Source organism: Sphingopyxis sp. USTB-05, from assembly GCF_023822045.1.
GTDB lineage: Bacteria > Pseudomonadota > Alphaproteobacteria > Sphingomonadales > Sphingomonadaceae > Sphingopyxis.
Genome location: NZ_CP084712.1, coordinates 1,846,658 through 1,866,625 on the forward strand (window position 1 = coordinate 1,846,658; position 19,968 = coordinate 1,866,625).

At 63.9% G+C, this 19,968-nt stretch carries 21 protein-coding genes; 10 read left to right on the forward strand and 11 right to left on the reverse strand.

The window, feature by feature from the left end:
• Positions 1-420 precede the first annotated feature (420 nt).
• Complete coding sequence (locus KEC45_RS08310; protein ID WP_062180809.1) at positions 421-1,692, reverse strand: MFS transporter; 1,272 nt, start codon at positions 1,690-1,692, stop codon at positions 421-423.
• 159 nt (positions 1,693-1,851) lie between these two features.
• Here KEC45_RS08310 and pgsA point away from each other — a divergent pair, with 159 nt between their 5' ends.
• From pgsA to KEC45_RS08325, 3 genes are read left to right on the forward strand one after another with little or no spacing between them, the layout of a single operon-like run.
• Positions 1,852-2,424: a CDP-diacylglycerol--glycerol-3-phosphate 3-phosphatidyltransferase gene (gene pgsA / locus KEC45_RS08315; RefSeq protein ID WP_062180806.1), complete on the forward strand. Its 573-nt coding sequence runs from the start codon at positions 1,852-1,854 to the stop codon at positions 2,422-2,424.
• Positions 2,425-2,434: 10 nt separating this feature from the next.
• Positions 2,435-2,689 carry a molybdopterin converting factor subunit 1 gene (moaD, locus tag KEC45_RS08320; RefSeq protein ID WP_202966795.1) on the forward strand — a complete coding sequence of 85 codons (255 nt, stop codon included), beginning with the start codon at positions 2,435-2,437 and terminating at the stop codon, positions 2,687-2,689.
• Positions 2,686-3,126: a molybdenum cofactor biosynthesis protein MoaE gene (locus KEC45_RS08325; protein WP_062180803.1), complete on the forward strand. Its 441-nt coding sequence runs from the start codon at positions 2,686-2,688 to the stop codon at positions 3,124-3,126. Before moaD ends, KEC45_RS08325 begins: the two co-directional genes overlap by 4 nt.
• A gap of 107 nt (positions 3,127-3,233) precedes the next feature.
• On the opposite strand, the gene KEC45_RS08330 is transcribed toward KEC45_RS08325, so the two are convergent.
• Positions 3,234-4,139 (reverse strand): hydrogen peroxide-inducible genes activator, encoded by a 906-nt coding sequence (locus KEC45_RS08330; protein WP_062180799.1) that lies wholly within the window; start codon positions 4,137-4,139, stop codon positions 3,234-3,236.
• Between the two features lie 134 nt (positions 4,140-4,273).
• Here KEC45_RS08330 and KEC45_RS08335 point away from each other — a divergent pair, with 134 nt between their 5' ends.
• Positions 4,274-4,741 carry a hypothetical protein gene (locus KEC45_RS08335; protein WP_062183901.1) on the forward strand — a complete coding sequence of 156 codons (468 nt, stop codon included), beginning with the start codon at positions 4,274-4,276 and terminating at the stop codon, positions 4,739-4,741.
• A 14-nt stretch (positions 4,742-4,755) separates the two neighbouring features.
• Here KEC45_RS08335 and trmFO read toward each other — a convergent pair whose 3' ends face one another.
• Positions 4,756-6,102 (reverse strand): methylenetetrahydrofolate--tRNA-(uracil(54)-C(5))-methyltransferase (FADH(2)-oxidizing) TrmFO, encoded by a 1,347-nt coding sequence (trmFO, locus tag KEC45_RS08340; RefSeq protein WP_062180796.1) that lies wholly within the window; start codon positions 6,100-6,102, stop codon positions 4,756-4,758.
• A 75-nt stretch (positions 6,103-6,177) separates the two neighbouring features.
• On the opposite strand from trmFO, the gene KEC45_RS08345 reads away from it, so the two are divergent.
• Positions 6,178-6,843 (forward strand): lysoplasmalogenase family protein, encoded by a 666-nt coding sequence (locus tag KEC45_RS08345; RefSeq protein WP_062180793.1) that lies wholly within the window; start codon positions 6,178-6,180, stop codon positions 6,841-6,843.
• Here KEC45_RS08345 and KEC45_RS08350 read toward each other — a convergent pair.
• Both KEC45_RS08350 and KEC45_RS08355 read right to left on the reverse strand, forming a co-directional pair.
• Complete coding sequence (locus tag KEC45_RS08350; protein WP_152682357.1) at positions 6,840-7,361, reverse strand: hypothetical protein; 522 nt, start codon at positions 7,359-7,361, stop codon at positions 6,840-6,842. The genes KEC45_RS08345 and KEC45_RS08350 overlap by 4 nt on opposite strands.
• 98 nt (positions 7,362-7,459) lie before the next feature.
• Positions 7,460-8,329, reverse strand: coding sequence for a TauD/TfdA family dioxygenase (locus KEC45_RS08355; RefSeq protein ID WP_062183898.1), 870 nt, complete (start codon positions 8,327-8,329; stop codon positions 7,460-7,462).
• 135 nt (positions 8,330-8,464) lie between these two features.
• On the opposite strand from KEC45_RS08355, the gene KEC45_RS08360 reads away from it, so the two are divergent.
• Positions 8,465-9,025, forward strand: coding sequence for a peroxiredoxin (locus KEC45_RS08360; protein ID WP_062180788.1), 561 nt, complete (start codon positions 8,465-8,467; stop codon positions 9,023-9,025).
• A gap of 175 nt (positions 9,026-9,200) precedes the next feature.
• On the opposite strand, the gene trpC is transcribed toward KEC45_RS08360, so the two are convergent.
• The 5 genes from trpC to KEC45_RS08385 form a co-directional block, all read right to left on the reverse strand.
• Positions 9,201-9,986, reverse strand: coding sequence for an indole-3-glycerol phosphate synthase TrpC (gene trpC / locus KEC45_RS08365; RefSeq protein ID WP_062180785.1), 786 nt, complete (start codon positions 9,984-9,986; stop codon positions 9,201-9,203).
• Positions 9,983-10,981, reverse strand: coding sequence for an anthranilate phosphoribosyltransferase (trpD, locus tag KEC45_RS08370; protein ID WP_062180782.1), 999 nt, complete (start codon positions 10,979-10,981; stop codon positions 9,983-9,985). Before trpD ends, trpC begins: the two co-directional genes overlap by 4 nt.
• Positions 10,978-11,568, reverse strand: coding sequence for an aminodeoxychorismate/anthranilate synthase component II (locus KEC45_RS08375; RefSeq protein ID WP_062180779.1), 591 nt, complete (start codon positions 11,566-11,568; stop codon positions 10,978-10,980). Before KEC45_RS08375 ends, trpD begins: the two co-directional genes overlap by 4 nt.
• Positions 11,569-11,638: 70 nt before the next feature.
• Complete coding sequence (locus KEC45_RS08380) at positions 11,639-13,156, reverse strand: anthranilate synthase component I family protein (protein ID WP_062180776.1); 1,518 nt, start codon at positions 13,154-13,156, stop codon at positions 11,639-11,641.
• 7 nt (positions 13,157-13,163) lie between these two features.
• Positions 13,164-15,110 carry a peptidylprolyl isomerase gene (locus tag KEC45_RS08385; protein WP_062180773.1) on the reverse strand — a complete coding sequence of 649 codons (1,947 nt, stop codon included), beginning with the start codon at positions 15,108-15,110 and terminating at the stop codon, positions 13,164-13,166.
• 178 nt (positions 15,111-15,288) lie between these two features.
• Between KEC45_RS08385 and tpiA the strand changes: the two genes are divergently transcribed.
• The 4 genes from tpiA (at position 15,289) to KEC45_RS08405 (ending at position 19,062) form a co-directional block, all read left to right on the forward strand.
• On the forward strand, positions 15,289-16,041 hold the full coding sequence (gene tpiA, locus KEC45_RS08390) for a triose-phosphate isomerase (RefSeq protein ID WP_062180770.1): 753 nt from the start codon (positions 15,289-15,291) through the stop codon (positions 16,039-16,041).
• Positions 16,042-16,170: 129 nt separating this feature from the next.
• Positions 16,171-16,614, forward strand: a complete 444-nt coding sequence (gene secG / locus KEC45_RS08395; RefSeq protein ID WP_062180767.1) for a preprotein translocase subunit SecG — start codon at positions 16,171-16,173, stop codon at positions 16,612-16,614.
• A 107-nt stretch (positions 16,615-16,721) separates the two neighbouring features.
• Positions 16,722-18,353, forward strand: coding sequence for a CTP synthase (locus KEC45_RS08400; RefSeq protein ID WP_062180764.1), 1,632 nt, complete (start codon positions 16,722-16,724; stop codon positions 18,351-18,353).
• Positions 18,354-18,378: 25 nt separating this feature from the next.
• A complete protein-coding gene (locus KEC45_RS08405) occupies positions 18,379-19,062 on the forward strand; it encodes a Crp/Fnr family transcriptional regulator (RefSeq protein WP_062180761.1) in 684 nt (227 codons plus the stop codon).
• 179 nt (positions 19,063-19,241) lie between these two features.
• Here the strand turns inward: KEC45_RS08405 and KEC45_RS08410 are convergent, their stop codons facing one another.
• Positions 19,242-19,943 (reverse strand): DUF899 family protein, encoded by a 702-nt coding sequence (locus KEC45_RS08410; RefSeq protein ID WP_062180758.1) that lies wholly within the window; start codon positions 19,941-19,943, stop codon positions 19,242-19,244.
• Between the last annotated feature and the right edge of the window lie 25 nt (positions 19,944-19,968).

The window sequence follows — 19,968 nt, forward strand, 5'->3', positions numbered from 1 at the left end:
GGGGGCCGGTCGATGCGCAAGAAAAGCGAGATCCCGGGTCAAGCCCGGGATGACGAAGTTCGGGTAACGACCGATTGCGGACATGCAATCAAGGCGGTAGCGTTCAGAAATGCGCGGATCGACGGATAGGAAGCCCTCGGAGCGGGCGATTGGAGCGCGGGTTCGCATCAAGCCTGCTCACCAAGCCGAGATTGAGGCGTTATTCGATGAAGTGATGATCGTCCCAATCTACAAGGAAGTGAGAACGGACGGAAATGTCTCTTACTGGTTTGGTAAGAATCAGATCTCAGAGCTTGCGGAAGCATGTGTGCTGGAACGGATACCACTCCACTGTTGGGCTCACCACGCGGTAATCGACCAACCGCCGATCATCGACTGAAGCTAACGCCCGCTCCCCATCCCAAACCGGCCGAGGGAGCCTTAGTCGCACGCCTTGTGCAGGCGCCAGGCCAGCGCTGCCGAGCCGACGCACATGGCGGCGACCATCAGCAAAGTGTCGTCGATGGTCAGGCCGAGGCCGATCAGCACGCTAAGGAGCAGCGTCGCGGCGACCATGAAACCCGAATTGACGATATTGTTCGCGGCGACGGTACGCGCCGTCTGCGATTTGGGGACGGTCGTCGTCAGGAAAGCGTAAAGCGGCACGACGAACATGCCGCCCGCGATTGCGATGCCGAGCAGGTCGAGGATGATGCGGTCGCCAGCGGTCAGCGACAAGAATTCGCGCCAGCCCATCAGGCCGGTACCGATATGCTCCCATCCCCGCACATTCCACCACAGGTCGAGCACGAACAGCCCCATGACGATCACCGATCCCGGCGAATAACGCGCCGAAACATGGCCTTTCAGCAAGCGGTTGACGACGATCGATCCGATCGCGACGCCGACCGAGAAGATGGCGGTGAACAGCGTTGCGACGGTCTTGTCGGCGCCCAGCGCATTTTTGACCAGCGGTGGAAATTGTGCGGCGAGAATTGCGCCGATCGCCCAAAAGAAGCTGATCGAAATGATCGCGAGGAAAAGCCGCGGGATATGCATCGTGCCGTTGACCAACTGCCAGGACGATCGAAACACATTATGATCGATGACCAGCCCCTCGGCGTCCTTTTCGGGAGGTGCGGCGGGGACATAGTTCGCGGTCAGGCGGCCGATCACGGCGACGACGATGATCCCGGGTATGGCGAAATGCGGAGGAGTCAGCCCGCCGACGATCGTACCGCCGAGGATCGCGATATAGGTTCCCGCCTCGACCCAGCCAGTCCCGGCAAGAACCTCGTCCTCCTCCAGATGCTGCGGCAGAATCGCATATTTGATCGGGCCGAAGAAGGTCGAATGCATTCCCATCGCGAACAGCGCGAGGAGCATGACCGGCACGAGGTGGAACCAGATTCCGATCGCGCCAATAATCATGATGAAAATCTCGGCGGTCTTGATCAGGCGGATCATCCGCGTCTTGTCGGTGCTGTCGGCAAGTTGCCCCGCAAGCGCCGAAAAAAGGAAGAAAGGCAAAATGAAAAGACCGCCCGCGAGGGCGTTGAACCATGCCTCGGTCGCCGGATCCTTGTAGATGGTAAAGGTGACGAGGATCACCATCGCCATCTTGTAGAAATTGTCGTTGAAGGCGTTGAGAAACTGCGTCGCGAAAAGGGGCAGGAACCGGCGTTGCTTCATCAGCGCAAAAGAACCGGTCATTGAAAATCCACTTTTATCACCCGACATCCCGACCACGCCGATGCCGTCCGATTTTTCCGGAGGCAATATTGTTGTCGCACGGGCGACTTATCGGTTAGGGCTTGCCGGGTCAAAGCCGATTTTGGGCCCCATTTTCGAACGGACACGCCGACAGGGATCATGCTGAGCCTACCGAACATCCTGACATTGTCGCGCATCCTTGCGGTGCCCATTCTGCTTTTCCTGTTGTGGCCGGGAGTGGTCGAAGGGTCGGCTCAGCCCAAACCGATCGACTATGCGCTCGCTTTCGGCCTCTATTGCCTGATGGGCATTACAGATTATTTTGACGGCTATGTTGCACGCTCACGCGGGATAGTGTCGCGGCTCGGTGCGTTTCTCGATCCGATCGCCGACAAGATCATGATCGCCGCGGTCATATTGCTGCTCGTCTTTACGCGCGACATCACCGGCTATCATGTCATCGCAGCGCTGATGATCTTGCTGCGCGAGATCATCGTGTCGGGTCTTCGCGAATTTCTGGCGACGCTGCAGGTGTCGATGCCCGTGACGCAGCTCGCCAAGTGGAAAACGACCTTTCAGCTTGTCGCTTTCGGCGCGCTGATCCTTGCGGGGGCATTGCCCGCGATGGTCTGGATAAAGACCGTCGGGCTCATCTCGCTTTGGGGGGCGGCGCTGCTGACGCTGATTACCGGATGGGATTATCTGCGTGTCGGTCTGAAGCATATGGATTGAGCGTGGGGTGATGCTGAAAATCGCCTATTTTTCCTGGGTCCGCGAACGGATGGGAGTACCCGACGAGGCGGTCGAGCTCCCGGCGAGCGTTACCGATATCGGTACGCTCATGGCATGGCTCGCCGCGCGCGACGCACGCGGGAAAACGACTTTCGAAGAGCCGGGACGCATTCGCGCGGCGATCGACGGTGTGATGATGGGCCCTGAAGCGCCGCTTGCTGGCGCGCGCGAAGTCGCGCTTTTCCCACCGGTAACGGGCGGATGATCCGCGTCGCGATCCAGCCGGCAGCGATCGACATCGTCGCCGAATTCGATCTTCACGATGCGGGCGGGCATGGGGCGAGCGCCAGCTTCATCGGGCGAGTGCGCGGTGACGGCGACCTGACCGAGCTTTTCCTGGAGCATCATCCCGTCATGACCGCGTCGGGGCTTGCGGACCTTGCACATGCGGCTTCGGATCGTTGGCGTCTTTCAGCGCTGACCCTGATCCACCGCGTCGGCGCGATGACGCCCGGCGAGACGATCGTCCTTGTCCTGACAAGTAGCCCGCACCGGACCGAAGCGCTCGCTGCGTGCGAATTTCTGATCGACCGGCTGAAGACCGATGTCATGCTGTGGAAACGCGAAACCTTTGCCGACGGGCGGGTTCAGTGGGTCGAACCGCGCGAAGGGGATCATGATCGCGCGGGGCGCTGGGGTTAGGCCGTCGAGCCCGGGCTTGACCGGGGATCCCGCTTTTTTGACGCACCCACCGACTTCGGCTTCAAGTGGGACCCCGGATCAAGTCCGGGGTGACTAATCTTCGGTGATCAATCCCCCCTATGCTTGCGGAAGATATCCGCGAGCATCCGGAATTCTTCGGCCCGCGGACTGCCCTTTCGCCACACCAGCGCGATCGTGCGCCAATCATGGTCCGAATCGAGCGGGCGCGTGTCGATGTCGGTGTGATCGAGTATGCCCGCCTCAATGGCCATTTGAGGAAGCATTGTGATGCCAAGGCCGTTGTCGACCATCTGCACCAGCGTGTGGAGCGACGTTCCCATCATCCGCGCGCCGGCGCGCAGTTCGGGGCGGTTGCACGCCGCGAGGACATGATCCTTCAGGCAATGCCCGTCCTCGAGCATCAGCATCTGCGACGGGTCGATCTGGTCCGCGCTGACCATCGCGGGGAGATCCTCCGACTGGTCGCCGGGAAAGGCGACGAATAGCGCGTCGTCGAACAACGGCTCGCTCTCGACATCACCGCATGCATAGGGGAGCGCGAGGAGGACGCAGTCGACGGTACCGTGATGGAGCGATTCGCAAGCCTGCGCGCTCGGTTCCTCGCGAAGGAACAGCTTGAGCGAGGGGCGTTCCTTGCGCAGCCGCGGGAGGAGGCCGGGGAGGAGGAAGGGGGCGATCGTCGGGATCACGCTCATGCGCAGTTCGCCGACAAGCGGTGCGGCGGCGGCGGCGGCCATATCGGCAAGCTCCTCCGCCTCGCGCAGCACGCGATGTGCTTTTTCGACGATTGCATTGCCGAGCATCGTAAAGCGCACGACGCGGCGCGTGCGCTCGACCAGCGTCTGGCCGAGCAGGGTTTCGAGTTCGCGAATTCCCGCCGACAGCGTCGATTGGGTGACGTTGCACGCATCGGCGGCGCGGCCGAAATGGCCGTGTTCGTGCAGCGCCACGAGATATTGCATCTGTTTCAGCGAGGGCAGGTAATTGTGCATTGATCGGATATAGCAATGATTGACTGAACTTTGAACAGTCTGGTCGATTAAAAATCGTCGCCATTGTGGCGCCGTTCGCTGTCGCCGTTCAGATCGCCGTGGTAGCAGGTCGCATCAACCACGCGGAGGGGCGGATGGCAGTTTCCCGTTTTCTGATTGGCGGCGTGGCGAGTGCGCTGTTGCTGACCGGCGGGCTTTTCATGTGGAAGGGCTATACGCAGATCGCCGACGAAGAGGTGCTGCCCGATCCACCGCCAGCCTTGCCGGCGGTCCCCGTTGCCGCGGCCGGGGCGCCCAAACGCGGGCCCGCACCGCCGGCACTGCCCGCGGCCAAGGAGGCGTCGCGCGAGGAACGGCGCTTCAACCGCTTCGACCGGGACCGCAACGAGAGGATCAGCCGCGTCGAACTGATGTCGTCGCGCACCGCGGCTTTCCGCAAGCTCGACAAGGACGGAAATAATCTGCTGACGTTCGAGGAATGGGCCGCGGCAACGGGGCAGCGTTTCGCTGGGGCCGATGGCGACAAGTCGGGCGACCTCACGCGCGCCGAGTTTGCGACGACAGCACCAAAACAGGCGGCAAAGCCCAAGTGTAGCTGTTAGGCGATCGCATCAGGTCAGGCGGCGACGCCTTCGGCTTGCCTGATCCATTCTGCCAGCGCGGTTCCCGCCCGCTGCGTATAGCCAAGCTTGCGGTCCTTCTTTCGGACATCCTCGGCGAGCGGCGGGAAAAGACCGAAATTGACGTTCATCGGCTGATAGGAGGCCGCATCTGCGCCGCCGGTGATATGGCCAAGCAGCGCGCCGAGCGCAGTCTCGGGCGGCGGCGGGGGCAGTGTGCGGCCGCCAAGCTCGGCGGCGGCGAAGCGCGCGGCGACGAGGCCGATCGCGGCGCTCTCGACATAGCCTTCACAGCCGGTGATCTGCCCGGCAAAGCGGATATGCGGCGCCGATTTCAGACGAAGCTGCTGGTCGAGCAGTTCGGGCGAGCGGATGAAGCTGTTGCGATGAAGCCCGCCAAGACGTGCGAATTCCGCCTTTTCGAGCCCCGGGATCGTACGGAATAGTTCGACCTGGGCCGCATGTTTCAGCTTGGTCTGGAACCCGACCATGTTCCACAGCGTGCCGAGCGCATTGTCCTGCCGCAGTTGGACGACCGCATAGGGCCAGCGCCCGGTGCGCGGATTGTCGAGGCCGACGCCCTTCATCGGACCAAAGCGCAGCGTTTCGGGGCCGCGCTCGGCCATAACCTCGATCGGCATGCAGCCCTCGAAATAGGGCGTGTCCTTCTCCCAATCCTTGAACTCGGTCTTGTCGCCGTCGACCAGCCCCTGGACGAAAGCGTGATACTGGTCCTTGTCCATCGGACAGTTGATATAATCCTTGCCGTCGCCGATCGGCCCGACCTTGTCCCAGCGGCTTGCCATCCACGCGATGTCCATGTCGATGCTGTCGCGATAGACGATGGGGGCGATGGCGTCGAAAAAGGCGAGGGCGTCCTTGCCCGTCGCGTCGCCGATGCTGGAGGCAAGGCTCGCCGCGGTGAGCGGACCGGTCGCGACGATCGTCAGGCCTTCGGACGGAAGCGAGTCGACGCGTTCGCGGACGATGGTGATGTTTGGATGGTCGGCCAGCGCTTTCGTCACGCCGCCCGAAAAAAGGTCGCGGTCGACCGCGAGCGCGGAACCGGCGGGGACCTTGTGCACGTCGGCCTCACGCATGATGATCGAGCCCAGGGTGCGCATCTCGCGGTGGAGTAAGCCGACAGCATTGCTGTCACCATCATCGCTGCGAAAGCTGTTCGAGCAGACCATCTCCGCAAGCGTGTCGCCCTGATGCGCCGGGGTCATGTCGCCGCCGCCGCGCATTTCGGAGAGGCGCACGCGATAGCCCGCCTCGGCGAGTTGCCATGCGGCTTCGGACCCCGCGAGGCCGCCGCCGATGATGTGAATGTCGTGGCTCATTTACGCTATCCGTTGACTTGCACTTGTGGAGCCGCGCACTAGGCCCATTGAAAGCAAGATGCAAAGGGGCGGGCGATGAGTGGCGAACAAGGGTGGGATCGGGCGCGCTGGTTGTGGCTGCTGGCACTCGCCGGCGGGATCAGCTTTTTCGGTGCTGTCTATCTGCGGCTCGACGGTCCGGCGATCTGGGCATGGAAGACGAGCGGTGTCGGATTGCTGGCGCTGTGGGCCGCAGCGAATGCGCGCGGACGTGACGGCTGGATGATCGCGGCGGTACTCGCTTTCGGCGCGCTCGGTGACTGGCTGCTCGACGCGAAAGGGCTTGTTACCGGAGCCGCGGCCTTCGCGGTGGGGCATCTGATCGCGATTACGCTGTATCTGATGAACAGGCGGCCTCAGATGACACCCTCGCAACGCCTGCTCGGCTGGCTGACGATGCCGGCGACGCTGGCGATCGTCTGGGGCATGCTGAGCCCTGCTCCCGGCTGGTGGCACGCGGCAGTCTATTCGCTGTTCGTCGCGGCGATGGCGGCCGCGGCATGGACCAGCCGCTTCCCCCGCTATCGCACCGGCATCGGCGCGATGCTGTTCCTTGCGAGCGACCTGTTCATCTTTGCGGGCGAGGGCGCGATCCTGTCGAAGGATGTCACGCTTTGGCTCGTGTGGCCGCTCTATTTCGGGGGGCAGGCGCTGATCGCGTGGGGCGTGGTCGGCACGCTGGCGCGGGAAGCGAAGGCCTAGTCCTCACCGCGCGCGCACGCCGCTATCCACGCCTTGTCGTCGGCCTCCGGGCCTTCGCCACCGAGGCTGCGGACTTTGGGCATTCCGGCGGCGGGGCGTGCATCGGCGCACGAAAAAGGCTGGTTGCTGTCGGCGCCATAGAGGCGGGCGCCGCAGGCATGAAGAGTCCGGTTCGAGCTTCCCCAGCCGACTTTCTCGGCACCCGCCGGCGCTTGCCCGGCGCACCAGGTATCAGTTTCGGAGCCCGGATCGCCGCAGATGCGGTCGATGCTTGCGCTCTTTCCTTCCGCTGTCGCGACAAAACGCTGCGTATAATCCGCGTTGGTCGCAAAATCGCGCTGGACGCCACAAACGCGCGTGCCGGTCTGCATCATCAGCGTGTAAGAACAGATGCGTGCGCCCTGATAGGTTTCGCAGCTCATCCATGCACCATCGAAGGGCCGGCGCACGGGTTCAGGCGCAGCTCCGCCCGTCATTAATGCGGCGAAGGGAAGGAGGGCGAGAGAGGCGAGACGCATGGGAGATTGCTTTCGTGAGGGAACGCGGGGATCTATCCTCAGACCGGCGCGCTTTACAATGCCGGTGATCACAGGTCGCGCAAATATTCCTTATCTTTTTAGGATGTTGTCGCCTTCCCATCCCACGCCGCGATCGTCGTGCGGTGAAGCAGCCGGTCGTGACCGTCGTAGCCGCCGGTGGCGCGGTGGAGGACCGAGCGATTGTCCCACATGATAAGCATGTCGGGTTCCCATTGGTGCGAGTAGCGAAACTCGTCGCGACCCTGCCACTGGATCAATTCGTAGAGCAACGGCAGCCCTTCATCGTCGTCGACCCCATCGAAGCCGATGATATAGCCCGCGCAGCCGAACAGGCCGAGGCGACCGGTCTCCGGATGTGCTCGTACGAACGGATGGAACTGCGTTTGGAGCGCTTCGTCGTCCGAGCGAATATCCATGCTGCGGCCGCTTGGTCCTTTGGGATCATTGGCGCCATACATGCCGGTCGGCGCATAGCCGTTGCGCGCGCTGTGGATCGCCTGAAGTCCCTCGACCCGCGCACGAAGGTCGGCGGGCATCGCGTCAAGTGCCGCGTGCTGGTTCGAAAATTCGGTATTCCCGCCCACCGGCGGAATGGTGATCCCGAAGAGGCAGGTACCCGCGGGCGGACGGGCCTGAAAGCTCCAGTCGCTGTGCCAGTTTTCTGCGAACAGCGGGGCGGTTTCGTCGGCCTTGCGTTTCACAGCGATGATATGATCGTGGCCGGGGATGGGGCGGATGAAGGGATCGTCGCCGAAGCCGCCGAAATAGCCGGTGAAGCGCTCGAGATCGTCCTCATTCATCTTCTGGTCCGGAAAGGCAAGGACATGATGGTCGAGCCAGGCTGCGCGAATATCGGCGATGGTTTCGGGGGCAAGCGGCCGCGTCAGGTCGACTCCGGTAACGCGCGCGCCGCACGCCTGTCCGCTGGGAGTGATGTTTAGCGTCATCGCGCCATGCTGCGCCGTCCGGAACACAAGGTCAATCGGGCGAGCGCCGCCCAGGCGGAGGATCGATGTAGACGCAGCAACTTTTATCCATCATCCTCATTCCCGGCAGCGCTTGCCGAAGGTGGAGAACCGCAGATGAAAACCCTGATGAAGATTGCGATGTCGGTCGGCCTTGGCCTGTCGCTCGTGGCCATTCCGGTACAGGGTATCGCCGCCCTTCAGAAAGGCGCGAAGGCGCCCGAATTCACGCTGAACGCGGCGCAGGGCGGCAAACCCTTTGTCCTGTCGCTGAAGCAGACGTTGAAAAAGGGGCCTGTCGTCCTCTATTTCTTCCCCGCGGCCTTCACCCCGGGCTGCACGATCGAAGCGCATCTGTTCGCCGAGGCGAGCGACGATTTCAACAAGCTGGGCGCCCGCGTGGTGGGCGTGACTGCGGGTAATATCCATCGCGTCGAGGAGTTTTCAAAGTCCGAATGCCGCGACAAGTTCGCCGTCGCTGCCGATCCGGGCGCGAAGATCGCAGCGAAATATGATTCGACGATGCAGGGCGCAAATGGACAACCGCTGTCGAACCGGACATCCTATGTGATTGCGCCGAACGGCACGATCCTGCTGAGCTACACTGACAGCAAACCGCAGGCGCATATCGAAAAGACGATGGCCGCGGTTCGGGCTTGGAAGGCGCGTCAGCGGTAAGACACGGATATTTAAACGGGCGGCCGATTGGCGGGCGCTACGTTGTTCCGGTAAAGACCTAAGTCGGTCGTCGCTCGCGGCGGGGCCTGTCGGCTTAGCGCTAGCTCTCCAGCGGCTCCCCCCTTTGCGGAGGGGGCGGTTATCGCGAACGTGCCAGCCTATCCCAAAGCCGTCTTCAGCCTTCGAGCAGGGCCTTTGTTGCCGCCGTGACGTCGGGCTGCCGCATCAGGCTTTCGCCGACGAGGAAGGCGTGGACGCCGCTGACCGCCAGCCTTTCGCAGTCCTTATGGCTTGCTATGCCGCTTTCGCCGACGAGCAGCGTTCCGGGCGGGACGAGCTTTGCCAGGCGCTCCGTAACCGCGAGGTCGGTTTCGAAGGTGCGCAGATCGCGGTTGTTGACGCCGATCAGGCGCGACTGGAGCTGCGTGAGCGCGCGGTCTAGTTCGATCTCGTCATGCACCTCGACAAGCACGTCCATGCCGCGTTCGAAAGCTGCGGCCTCGATTTCGCGCATCGCGCCGTCTTCGAGCGCGGCGACGATGATCAGAATCGCGTCGGCGCCGATGGCGCGTGCCTCGGCGACCTGCCAGGGGTCGACCATGAAATCCTTGCGAAGCGCGGGCAGGCCGCAAGCGGCGCGCGCCGCGACCAGATAATCCTCATGCCCCTGAAAATATGGCGCGTCGGTTAGGACCGACAGGCACGCAGCACCACCGGCGGCATAGGCGCGCGCATGATCGGCAGGGTCAAAATCAGGCCTTATCAGTCCCTTGGACGGCGAAGCCTTTTTTACCTCGGCGATCAGGCCAAAGCCGCCAGCGTCGATCTTCGCGCGAAGCGCCGCGGCGAAACCGCGCACCGGGCCTGCGTCGATCGCGTCGAGATCGGCGAGCGAGCGTATGGCGCGGCGTTCGGCGACCTCATCAGCCTTGGTGGCAAGAATTTGCGTCAGCTTGTTCATTTGTAGGCGATCCAGCAATTGAGCAGCGCGTTGGCAAGGCCCTTGTCGATTGCCTCGGCGGCTTCCTCGACGCCGTCGCGCAGGGTTTCGACCGCGCCCGCGACGACGAGCGCTTCGGCGGCATTATAGAGCACTGCGTCACGGTAGGCGCCCGGCTCTCCTTCGAGCAGGCGGCGCAGCGCTTTCGCATTATATTCGGCATCGCCGCCGCGGATTTCGCCGAGCGAGCGCGTCGGCAGGCCGGCGTCGGCGGCGACGCTGCGCTGCATGCGCACACCCTCGGGCAGGACCACCGCGACCTCGTTGCCGCCTGCGAGGGATAATTCGTCGAGCCCCTCATCGCCCGATATCACGCGCGAATGTTCGGTGCCGAGCCGGTGCAACGCCTCGGCATAAACGGGGACATAGGCCGGGCGCGCGATACCCACGAGCTGGCGCGTAACACGCGCAGGGTTGGCGAGCGGGCCCATCAGGTTGAAGATCGTCCGCCGTCCGATCGCCCTTCGGATGGGCATGATGCGCTTCATCGCGGGGTGCCGCGTTCCGGCGAAGAGGAAACAGATACCGAGGTCGGCGAGCTGCTCCTCCGCCTGCCGGTCGGCGCGCTCCATGTCGAGACCGAGCGCTTCCAACGTATCGGCCGCGCCCGATTTCGAAGAAGCGGCACGATTTCCATGCTTTGCGACCGGAACCTCGCACGCCGCGACGACGATCGACACGGCGGTCGAGACGTTGAGCGTATGATGGCCGTCGCCGCCGGTGCCGCAGACGTCGATCGCGCCCGCAGGCGCATCGATCGGAATCAGCCGGTCGCGCATCGCCTGCGCCGCTGCGGCGATTTCGACCATCGTTTCGCCCCGGTCAGAAAGCGCGTTCAGGAATTCGATGATATTGTCGTCGCTCGCCCCGCCGTCGAGCATCGTCGCGAACGCATCGGCCGCCTCGTCGTGATCGAGCAGGCCGGCGGGGTCGGGAAACGGACCGAAGCGGCTCATGCGGCCTTCCGTTCGCCGACCGGCAACCCCGCGATTTTCAGGAAGTTGGCGAGCATCGCATGGCCATGTTCGGTCGCGATGCTTTCGGGGTGGAACTGGACGCCGTGGATCGGCAGGTCGACATGGCGGAAACCCATCACCGCGCCATCGTCGCTCGTCGCATTGATCACCAGAGTCGCGGGAATGTCGACAACCTCTAGGCTGTGATAGCGGGTCGCCTGAAAAGGTGAGGGCAGGCCCGCGTAAAGCCCGCTGTTGTCATGACATACGGGCGAGGTCTTGCCGTGCATCAGATGGCCGCGCTGGACTGTGCCGCCGAAATGCTGGCCGATCGCCTGGTGGCCAAGGCACACACCGAGCAAGGGGCGGCGCGCTTCGGCGCAGGCGGCGACGAGGTCGAGGCTGATGCCCGCCTCGTTCGGCGTGCAGGGGCCGGGTGAAATCAGGATCGCATCGGCGCCGGTCGCGAGCGCGTCGGCCGCGGTCAGCGCGTCGTTGCGCTCGACGCGCACGTCGACGCCCAACTCGATCAGATAATGAACGAGGTTGAAGGTGAAGCTGTCATAATTGTCGATGACGAGGATCATGGCGGCGGCCCTAACGTTTTTGCGGCGGCGGGGGAAGCATTAGGAACTATTCGTCCGTCAAGCTCTGCTGTTACTGCCCGTACCCCGGCGTTCCGGCGAGCCGTACCGCCTCTCGCGCCGCGGCGAAGAGCGCGCCGGCCTTTGCCTCGCATTCGCGCTGTTCATAGGCGGGATCGCTGTCCGCGACGATGCCTGCACCCGCCTGAACGTGCATTTCGCCGTCCTTGACGATCGCGGTGCGCAGCACGATGCAGCTATCCATATTGCCGTCGGGTGCGAAATAGCCGACGCCGCCCGCATAGGGCCCGCGCGCATCGGCTTCGAGTTCGGCGATGATCTGGCACGCGCGCACTTTCGGCGCGCCGCTGACGGTTCCTGCGGGGAAGCCCGCGAACAGCGCGTCGATCGCGTCCTTGTCTGGCGCGATGCGGCCGATCACGTTCGAGACGATGTGCATGACATGGCTATAGAATTCGACGGTGTAGCTGTCGGTCACGGCGACCGATCCGCCAATGGCAGCGCGGCCGACATCGTTGCGGCCGAGATCGAGCAGCATCAGATGCTCGGCGCGTTCCTTGGGGTCGGCGAGCAGGCTTTCGCGATTCTCGACATCCTCCGCGCTCGTGCGTCCGCGCGGGCGGGTGCCGGCGATCGGGCGGATCGTGATCTCGTCATCGCGCACCCGCACGAGGATCTCGGGAGACGATCCGATCAGCGCAAAGCCGGGCAGGTCGAGGAAATAGAGGAAGGGCGAGGGGTTGATGCGGCGGAGTGCCCGGTACAGGTCGAAGGGCGGCAGGTCGAACGGGGTAGAGAAACGCTGCGACAGAACGACCTGAAAAATATCGCCCGCGGCGATATAATCCTTCGCGGTTCTGACCATTTCGGCAAAATGTGCGGGCGTGGTCGCCGGGTTCGCCGCGATGTCGGTCGGCAGTGCGTCGGTCGACGCGCGCTCGGCATGGGCGCTGACGCTCGACAAGCGCGCGGCGATCGTGTCGAGCCGGTCCTGTGCCGTCTCGATCATCCGGTCGATAGCGCCATCGGCATCGGGCCAGATCGGTGCGATCAGGAACAGTTCGTCGGCGAGGCGGTCGAAGACGAGGATCGTCGTCGGGCGCACGAACACCATGTCGGGCAGGCCGAGCCCCGCGCCCGGCGCGCGCGGGATGCGCTCGACAAGGCCGATGGTTTCATAAGCGAAGAAACCGACGAGCGTCGCGAGCGCCTTGGGCAGCCCGTCGGGCACGTCGAAGCGGCATTCGGCGACGAGGTCGCGCAATGCCTGAAGCGCGGGAGTAGCGAGCGGCTGGAACGCCTCGCGGTCGGTGCGCCAGTCACGGTTGATGCGCGCGGCGTCGCCGGAGACTTCGAACATCAGATCGGGATCGAGCCCGAGCAGGCTGTAGCGCCCGCGCGTCTCTCCGCTCTCGACCGATTCGAGCACCCAGTCGCCACGCCCCGGCTCGATCAGCTTGAACGCCGCCGACACCGGGGTTTCGATGTCGGCGATAAGCCGCTGCCAGACGACCGCGCCGCGCCCCTGCGCCAACGCCTCGAGCGCGGCGGCTCTGCCCTCCAGCGCCATTGCCGGTTTATTCGGCGACCGGCGCGTTGCCGGTCAGCTCGGCGCGCAACTGGTCGACGAGCTTTTTGTTGATCGTGACGCCGACACGGCGCTTTGCTTCGGCGGCGAGTTGTTCGATCAGCTCGTTGCCGAAGGCGGGCGCGAGCGGTTGCGCGATCGCGGCGACGCGCGCCGGTTCGATCGTCTTCGGGTCGGGGCGCTGAACATCGTTGAGCGCGATTACCATCCAGCCGCGGTTGCCGGGGATTTCGAGCGTCTTCACGCTGCCCTTGGCCATCGAGAAAAGCAGCGAGAGTTCGGGCGGCACGGGCTTTCCGCCCGCACCGAGTTCGGCACGGCGGCCGCCGATCGTCTGGACATTGCCGATGTTCGGGCCGGCTGCGGCGACGGCTTCGCTCAGGCCCTTGCCGCCTTCGACCGCCTTGACGATCGCGCGTGCCTTGTCGCGGGCGACTTTCTGGCCCTCGGCAAAGCGCCATTCGCTGAGCAGATCGGCGCGCACCTGCGCGAACGGCGGCGGCGCGGCTGCGACGATCGACTTCACCGCATAGACGGCGAATTTTTCGTTCTCGACGAGCGTAGCGATATGGCCTTCGCCTTCACCGGCGGCCTGGAATGCCTGCGCGACGAGCGGCGCGAGTTCGGGGGCAGGGACGAATGCGGGTTGTTCGGGCGCGCGACCGCTCGGCAGGATCGCAGGGGTTTCGACGAGCTGGAGCTTGCGATCGGCGGCGATTTCCTCGGCCGATGCGCCGCCGTTCACGGCGTCCTGGATCGCATTGTAATAATCGACGATCGCTTCGTTCGCCTTGTTCTTTGCGAGTTCGGTGCGGATCTCGGCGCTTGCGTCGGCAAGGCTGCGCGCGGGTTTCGCCGTCACGTCCTCAACGCGTGCGATGGTCCAGCCAAGGCCGGTCTGCGTCGGGCCGATCAGGTCACCGCGCTTGGCGGCGAAGGCGGCTTTAGCGGCCGCGGCGCTGGTCGTTGCGGCATAGGCCGACTGGGTGAGGTCGCCCGTCGTCGAGGCAGAGAGGCCCGCTGCCTGCGCCGCGGCGGCGAGCGAAGTGCCGCTGCGAACTTTCGCGGCGAGCGCGTTCGCGGCCGCCTGATCGGGGACGATCACCTGCGCAAAGCGGCGCGTCTCGCTCGCAGCGAACTGCGCGGCGTTATCTTTATACACCTTGGCGATTTCGGCGTCGGTGACTGCCGGAACCGGCACTGCGCTGCGGTCGAACAGCGCGTATTGGATCACGCGGCGTTCGGGCACCGTGAACTTCGCCTTGTTCTGCGACAGGAAGGTCTTCAGCGCGGCATCGCCGGGGTCGGCGGTCGGCGCGAAGGGACTGGACGGAATGAAGGTTGCCTGGCCGCGGCGCTGCTCCATCAGGAGAGCGGCATAGGGCTGGGCCATGCCCGGCGCGATCCGGGGCATCATCGCGATCGGCGCGGCGAGCTGTTCGAGCAGAAGCTGTTGGCGCAGGTCGCGGCGGAGCTGGGTTTCGGTGATGCCGTTCTGGCGCAGGAAATTCTCGAAGACCTTTTGGTCGAACTTGCCCGACACGCCGGCAAAGGCGGGCAGGTCGGCGATGCGGCCATCGATCAGTCGCTTGCTGACGCTGAAGCCCAGGCTCGTCGCGAACTGGTCGAACGCACTGCCCTCGACGAGCTGATTGAGCACCTGATCGAGCCCGCCTCCTTCAACGAAAGCCTCCATCGTCAGCCCCGGCTGCCGCTGGCGCGCCTGATCATAGGCCTGCCGCGCGCGGTCGCGCAATTCACCGACACCGATCTGTTCGCTGCCGACCTTCGCGACATTGGCGCCGCTAAGCCCGCCGAAGTTCGAGTTGCCAGTTATATCGCCCATCGCGAAGGCGAGGCCGACGAGGACGACGAAGGCAAGGGCGAGGACTTTGCCGATCGTCGAGGAAAACATGGCGCGGATGGCGGTAATCATGAACGGGCATTCTTTCGGCAAGGCGCTGATGAAGCGCGATAGCGCGCTGCTTTAGGCGGGAGCCGGGGCGGCATCAAGGCCGGAAAGGGGCTTTTCATGCGTGCGCGACGCTGCTTGCCTATGGCGCCCATGCGCCGCTAGGGCGAGGGCAAGGTTCGAACGAAGGGAGAGGCGGTACATGACGCGGCGCAAATATGTGGTCGGCAACTGGAAGATGAACGGGCTTTCTGCCGCGATCGGCGAAGCGCAGGCGATATTCGCCGCGGCGGATGATCATCCCGCGGTCGATGTCGCGATCTGCCCGCCCTTCACGCTGATCGGCGCGATGGTTGCTGCGGCGCCGGGCAAGGCCGTCGGCGGGCAGGATTGCCACAGCGCCGTATCGGGCGCGTTCACCGGATCGGTCGCCGCCGGGATGCTCGCCGACATTGGGGCGAGCGTTGCGATCGTCGGGCATAGCGAACGGCGCGAGGGGTTCGGGGAAAGCGATGCCGATGTGCGCGCCAAGGCCGAAGCGGGCCTCGCCGCCGGGCTGTCGGTGATCCTATGCGTGGGCGAACCGCGTGAGGTGCGCGAATCGGGCGGCGCGATCGATCATGTGCTTGCGCAGATTGCGGGATCGGTGCCCGACGACTTCGATCCGCACCGGCTTGCCATCGCTTATGAGCCGATCTGGGCGATCGGCACGGGGCTTGTCCCGACCGTCGCCGATGTCGCCGCGATGCACGGTGCGATCCGCGGCGCTCTTGGTGCGCGCTTTGGCAGCCCGGCGGAGGATATGCGCATTCTTTACGGCGGTTCGGTCAATGGCGATAATGCCACCGAGCTGTTGGATGCAGCCGATGTCGATGGTGCGCTCGTCGGCGGCGCAAGCCTAACCGCCGCGAAGTTCGTGCCGATTGTCGCAGCGGCGGCGACACTTGCGGGTTGAGCATTACCCGTCGCCTTCGTGGGGGCGACGGATTGTTTCTGAGGTGACGTATGGGTTGAAGCGAAGCCGCTTCGTCTCTATGTGCGCCGCGAGCGCGGTCCGTGTGAGGCCGCGCAAGTTCGGGAAAATATGATGTCCAGCCTTTTCACCTTTCTGCTTGTCGTTCAGGCGCTCGTTGCCGCGACGATGATCGGCGTCATCCTGATGCAGAAGTCGGAAGGTGGCGGTTTGGGCGTCGGCGGCAGCCCTGCGGGCCTGCTTTCGGCGCGCGGCGCGGCGGATTTCATGACGCGCGCAACGACGATCCTCGCGACGGCATTCGTCGCGCTGTCGATTGTCCTTGCAGCGATGGCCTCGGTCGGCCGCAGCGGTTCGACGATCGATACCTCGCTTTCGAAAACGGCTCAGCCGGCGAGTGCTCCCGCCTCGTCGCTGACGGGTCCGGCACAGCAGGCCCCGGCCAATGCAGCGCCCGCCCCCGCGAGCGACGATCCGCTGGCGGCCGCTGCCGCAGCGGCGGCAAGCCAGGAAACCGCTCCGGCTCCCGCGCAGGCACCTCCCGCCAAGAAATAACCGGCGGCTTCGGCCTCCACCGTAACCCGCCCGGCGGAAAATATTTCCGCCGGATGCGATTCGACGGCTTGCGCCGTCCCCCTCCCGTTGAGTAAGTCTTTCCTCCCATGGCGCGGTTCATTTTTATCACCGGCGGCGTGGTCTCCTCGCTTGGCAAAGGTTTGATGGCGGCTAGCCTCGCAGCCTTGTTGCAGGCGCGTGGCTATCGTGTCCGTATCCGGAAGTTCGATCCCTATCTGAATGTCGATCCGGGCACGATGTCGCCCTATCAGCACGGCGAGGTCTATGTGACCGACGACGGCGCCGAAACCGACCTCGACCTCGGCCATTATGAACGCTTTACCGGCGTTGCCGCGCGGCAGAGCGACAATGTCACCTCGGGCCGCATCTATCAGGGCATCATCGCCAAGGAACGCCGCGGCGACTATCTGGGCGCGACGGTACAGGTCGTTCCGCACGTCACCGACGCGATCAAGGAATTCGCGCGCGCCGAGATCGACGATCTCGATTTCGTGCTGTGCGAAATCGGTGGCACCGTCGGCGATATCGAATCGCTGCCGTTTATCGAGGCGATCCGCCAGCTCAAGAATGAAGAGGGACGCGAAAACGCGATCTCGGTCCACGTCACGCTGGTGCCTTATATCGCGGCCGCCGGCGAGTTGAAGACCAAGCCGACACAGCACAGCGTGCGCGAACTGGCGTCGCTTGGCGTCCAGCCCGATATCCTGCTCTGCCGCTGCGAAAAGCCGCTGCCCGAGAGCGAGCGCGCCAAGATCGCGCTTTTCTGCAACGTCCGCAAGGAAGCGGTAATCCCCGCGCTCGATGCCGACAGCATCTATTCGGTCCCAGTCCAATATCATGGCGAAGGGCTGGACAGCGAGGTCCTGCGCGCGTTCGGCATCCATGACGCGCCCGCGCCCGACCTGTCGCGCTGGTACGACATCATGGACCGCAAGCAGCATCCCGAGGGCGAGGTCACGATCGGCGTCGTCGGCAAATATGTTTCGCTGCCCGACGCCTATAAGTCGCTGAACGAAGCGCTGGTTCACGGCGGCATGGCGCACCGGGTCAAGGTGAATATTCGCTGGCTCGATGCCGAAATGTTCGAACGCGACGAGGATCTGGCCGCCAATCTTGAGCCGATGCACGGGATTCTTGTACCCGGTGGTTTCGGCGAGCGAGGGTCCGAAGGCAAGATTTCGAGCGTGCGCTTTGCGCGCGAGCGCAATGTGCCTTTCTTCGGCATCTGCCTTGGCATGCAGATGGCGTGCATCGAAGGCGCGCGGAACACAAGCGGTATCGCGGACGCATCGAGCACCGAATTCGGCCCGACCGATGAGCCCGTCGTCGGCATGATCACCGAGTGGATGAGCGACGAAGGCCTGCAAAAGCGCGGCGCCGACACCGACCTTGGCGGGACGATGCGGCTTGGCGCCTATGAGGCGAAGCTGTCGCCGAACAGCCATGTCGCGAGCGTATATGGCGCGAACGACATCAGCGAACGCCACCGTCACCGCTATGAGGTGAACAACGCCTATCGCGAGCAGCTCGAAAAGGGCGGTCTCGTCTTTTCGGGCATGTCACCCGACGGCATGTTGCCGGAAATCGTTGAGCGCCCGGACCATCCGTGGTTTATCGGGGTGCAGTTCCATCCGGAACTCAAGTCGAAGCCGTTCGACCCGCATCCCTTGTTCGCGGGTTTCATTGAAGCGGCGGTGAAGCAGAGCCGGCTGGTCTAGGCCGGGCAAAAGGGGTGTAGGGGCAATGGATCACGCGAGACTCGCCGAATTGCAGGGCCCCGACAGCATTTTTTCCGGACTGACGGTCGAGGATTGGGCCGAAATTGCCAGCCGCGCGGTGCAGGTCAATTTCGTCAAGGGCAAGGAATTGCTTGTCCAGGGCGACCCGGGCGACATGATGTTGATCCTGACCGAGGGCACCGCGCGCGTATCGATGCTGACCTCTGGCGGGCGCGAAATCGTGCTCGCTTACGCCGAGCCCGGTGCGATATTGGGCGAGATCGCATTACTCGACGGCGGCGAACGCACGGCCTCGGTGACCGCAACGAGCGCGGGGAGCGCGCTCCAGCTTGGCCGCAACGCGCTCAAGGATTTCGCGGCGAGCCATTCCGAATTTGCCTGGTCGTTGATGCAACAGCTCGCGCGGCGGCTGCGCACCGCCGACCAGACGATCGAAAGCGACCGCGCCTATGCGTCAGGGCCGCGGCTTGCGCGTTATCTGAAGCGGCTGATCCGCAAGGATGTCGAGGCGTCGCAGCGCGTCGAGCTCAGCCAGACCGAACTTGGCAATTTCGCGGGCATGAGCCGCGAGCATATCAACCGCCAGCTCAAGAGCTGGGAAGAATCGGGCGTGATCTCGCTCGAACAGGGCCGCGTGCGCGTGCTCGACACCGATATGCTTGAGGATATCAGCGAAAGCGAAGGGTAGGGGGCGGGTTTCGACCCGAAGCGGACCTCTTTATCCTCGTCATCCCGGGCTCGACCCGGGATCCCGCTTTTCGAATGTACCGGCTCGCTTCACAAAATAACGGGACCCCGGATCAAGTCCGGGGTGACGAAAGTGGGGTTAAGTTGCGGCAGCTCCCACCCCAAAAAGGCCGTCCACCTTCAATATTCCAGCGACGGATACCAGTCGGTCCCGCGGCCCGACGGCGTCAGATCCAGGATATTCCACAGGCTGGCGATATCGGGCGCGTCGCGCGGGTCCTGCCCCGGATCGGCCATTTCTGGGGTCATCTCGCTCTTCCAGAACAGGCGCACCTCGTTACCGATCTTCTTGAACACCGCGAGCGCCGGATTCTCGCTTCCGTCCGCGTTGAGCAAACGGAAGTCGCGGGCATAATCATCGCCGACGGTTTGCAGGAAATCGAGTGCCTGCCATCCGCGTTCGAGCGCGAAGGCCTTTTGCCGCTCGACCGGACTGCGGCCGAAAACCTTGAACGCGACGCGCTGTTTCAGATCGTTCGCATTGCCGTCGACCGAGCCTAGCCAGTTGGTGCACATCGGGCAGGGGCGCTCGCGGTCGGGGCCGTACATCCAGAAATAGCTGACGAGCGTGTCGTGCCCGGCGAACAGATCTGCGAGTCCGAGTTCGGCGCCATTGGCATCCTTGAACCGATAATCCTTCATCACCGGCCCCGGCGGCAGGGCACGGCGCTGTTCGGCGATCCGCGTCATCTTGCGGCGCAGGTCGATCTCTTCGGCCAGCAGCGACTTTCTTGCCTTGGTATAGGATTCATCTTCGCCGGGAAATGCACGTCTACGGGAAGCAAGTGCCGGCGCAGCCGACAGGGTTTGGCGAAGGGCCATCCAATTCTCCTTTTCTGGGAGAACG

Excerpts from the sequence above, each read along its gene's own strand:
- KEC45_RS08310 (WP_062180809.1), bottom strand. The coding sequence starts at position 1,692 with ATGACCGGTTCTTTTGCGCTGATGAAGCAACGCCGGTTCCTGCCCCTT.
- pgsA (WP_062180806.1), top strand. The coding sequence starts at position 1,852 with ATGCTGAGCCTACCGAACATCCTGACATTGTCGCGCATCCTTGCGGTG.
- moaD (WP_202966795.1), top strand. The coding sequence starts at position 2,435 with ATGCTGAAAATCGCCTATTTTTCCTGGGTCCGCGAACGGATGGGAGTA.
- KEC45_RS08325 (WP_062180803.1), top strand. The coding sequence starts at position 2,686 with ATGATCCGCGTCGCGATCCAGCCGGCAGCGATCGACATCGTCGCCGAA.
- KEC45_RS08330 (WP_062180799.1), bottom strand. The coding sequence starts at position 4,139 with ATGCACAATTACCTGCCCTCGCTGAAACAGATGCAATATCTCGTGGCG.
- KEC45_RS08335 (WP_062183901.1), top strand. The coding sequence starts at position 4,274 with ATGGCAGTTTCCCGTTTTCTGATTGGCGGCGTGGCGAGTGCGCTGTTG.
- trmFO (WP_062180796.1), bottom strand. The coding sequence starts at position 6,102 with ATGAGCCACGACATTCACATCATCGGCGGCGGCCTCGCGGGGTCCGAA.
- KEC45_RS08345 (WP_062180793.1), top strand. The coding sequence starts at position 6,178 with ATGAGTGGCGAACAAGGGTGGGATCGGGCGCGCTGGTTGTGGCTGCTG.
- KEC45_RS08350 (WP_152682357.1), bottom strand. The coding sequence starts at position 7,361 with ATGCGTCTCGCCTCTCTCGCCCTCCTTCCCTTCGCCGCATTAATGACG.
- KEC45_RS08355 (WP_062183898.1), bottom strand. The coding sequence starts at position 8,329 with ATGACGCTAAACATCACTCCCAGCGGACAGGCGTGCGGCGCGCGCGTT.
- KEC45_RS08360 (WP_062180788.1), top strand. The coding sequence starts at position 8,465 with ATGAAAACCCTGATGAAGATTGCGATGTCGGTCGGCCTTGGCCTGTCG.
- trpC (WP_062180785.1), bottom strand. The coding sequence starts at position 9,986 with ATGAACAAGCTGACGCAAATTCTTGCCACCAAGGCTGATGAGGTCGCC.
- trpD (WP_062180782.1), bottom strand. The coding sequence starts at position 10,981 with ATGAGCCGCTTCGGTCCGTTTCCCGACCCCGCCGGCCTGCTCGATCAC.
- KEC45_RS08375 (WP_062180779.1), bottom strand. The coding sequence starts at position 11,568 with ATGATCCTCGTCATCGACAATTATGACAGCTTCACCTTCAACCTCGTT.
- KEC45_RS08380 (WP_062180776.1), bottom strand. The coding sequence starts at position 13,156 with ATGGCGCTGGAGGGCAGAGCCGCCGCGCTCGAGGCGTTGGCGCAGGGG.
- KEC45_RS08385 (WP_062180773.1), bottom strand. The coding sequence starts at position 15,110 with ATGATTACCGCCATCCGCGCCATGTTTTCCTCGACGATCGGCAAAGTC.
- tpiA (WP_062180770.1), top strand. The coding sequence starts at position 15,289 with ATGACGCGGCGCAAATATGTGGTCGGCAACTGGAAGATGAACGGGCTT.
- secG (WP_062180767.1), top strand. The coding sequence starts at position 16,171 with ATGATGTCCAGCCTTTTCACCTTTCTGCTTGTCGTTCAGGCGCTCGTT.
- KEC45_RS08400 (WP_062180764.1), top strand. The coding sequence starts at position 16,722 with ATGGCGCGGTTCATTTTTATCACCGGCGGCGTGGTCTCCTCGCTTGGC.
- KEC45_RS08405 (WP_062180761.1), top strand. The coding sequence starts at position 18,379 with ATGGATCACGCGAGACTCGCCGAATTGCAGGGCCCCGACAGCATTTTT.
- KEC45_RS08410 (WP_062180758.1), bottom strand. The coding sequence starts at position 19,943 with ATGGCCCTTCGCCAAACCCTGTCGGCTGCGCCGGCACTTGCTTCCCGT.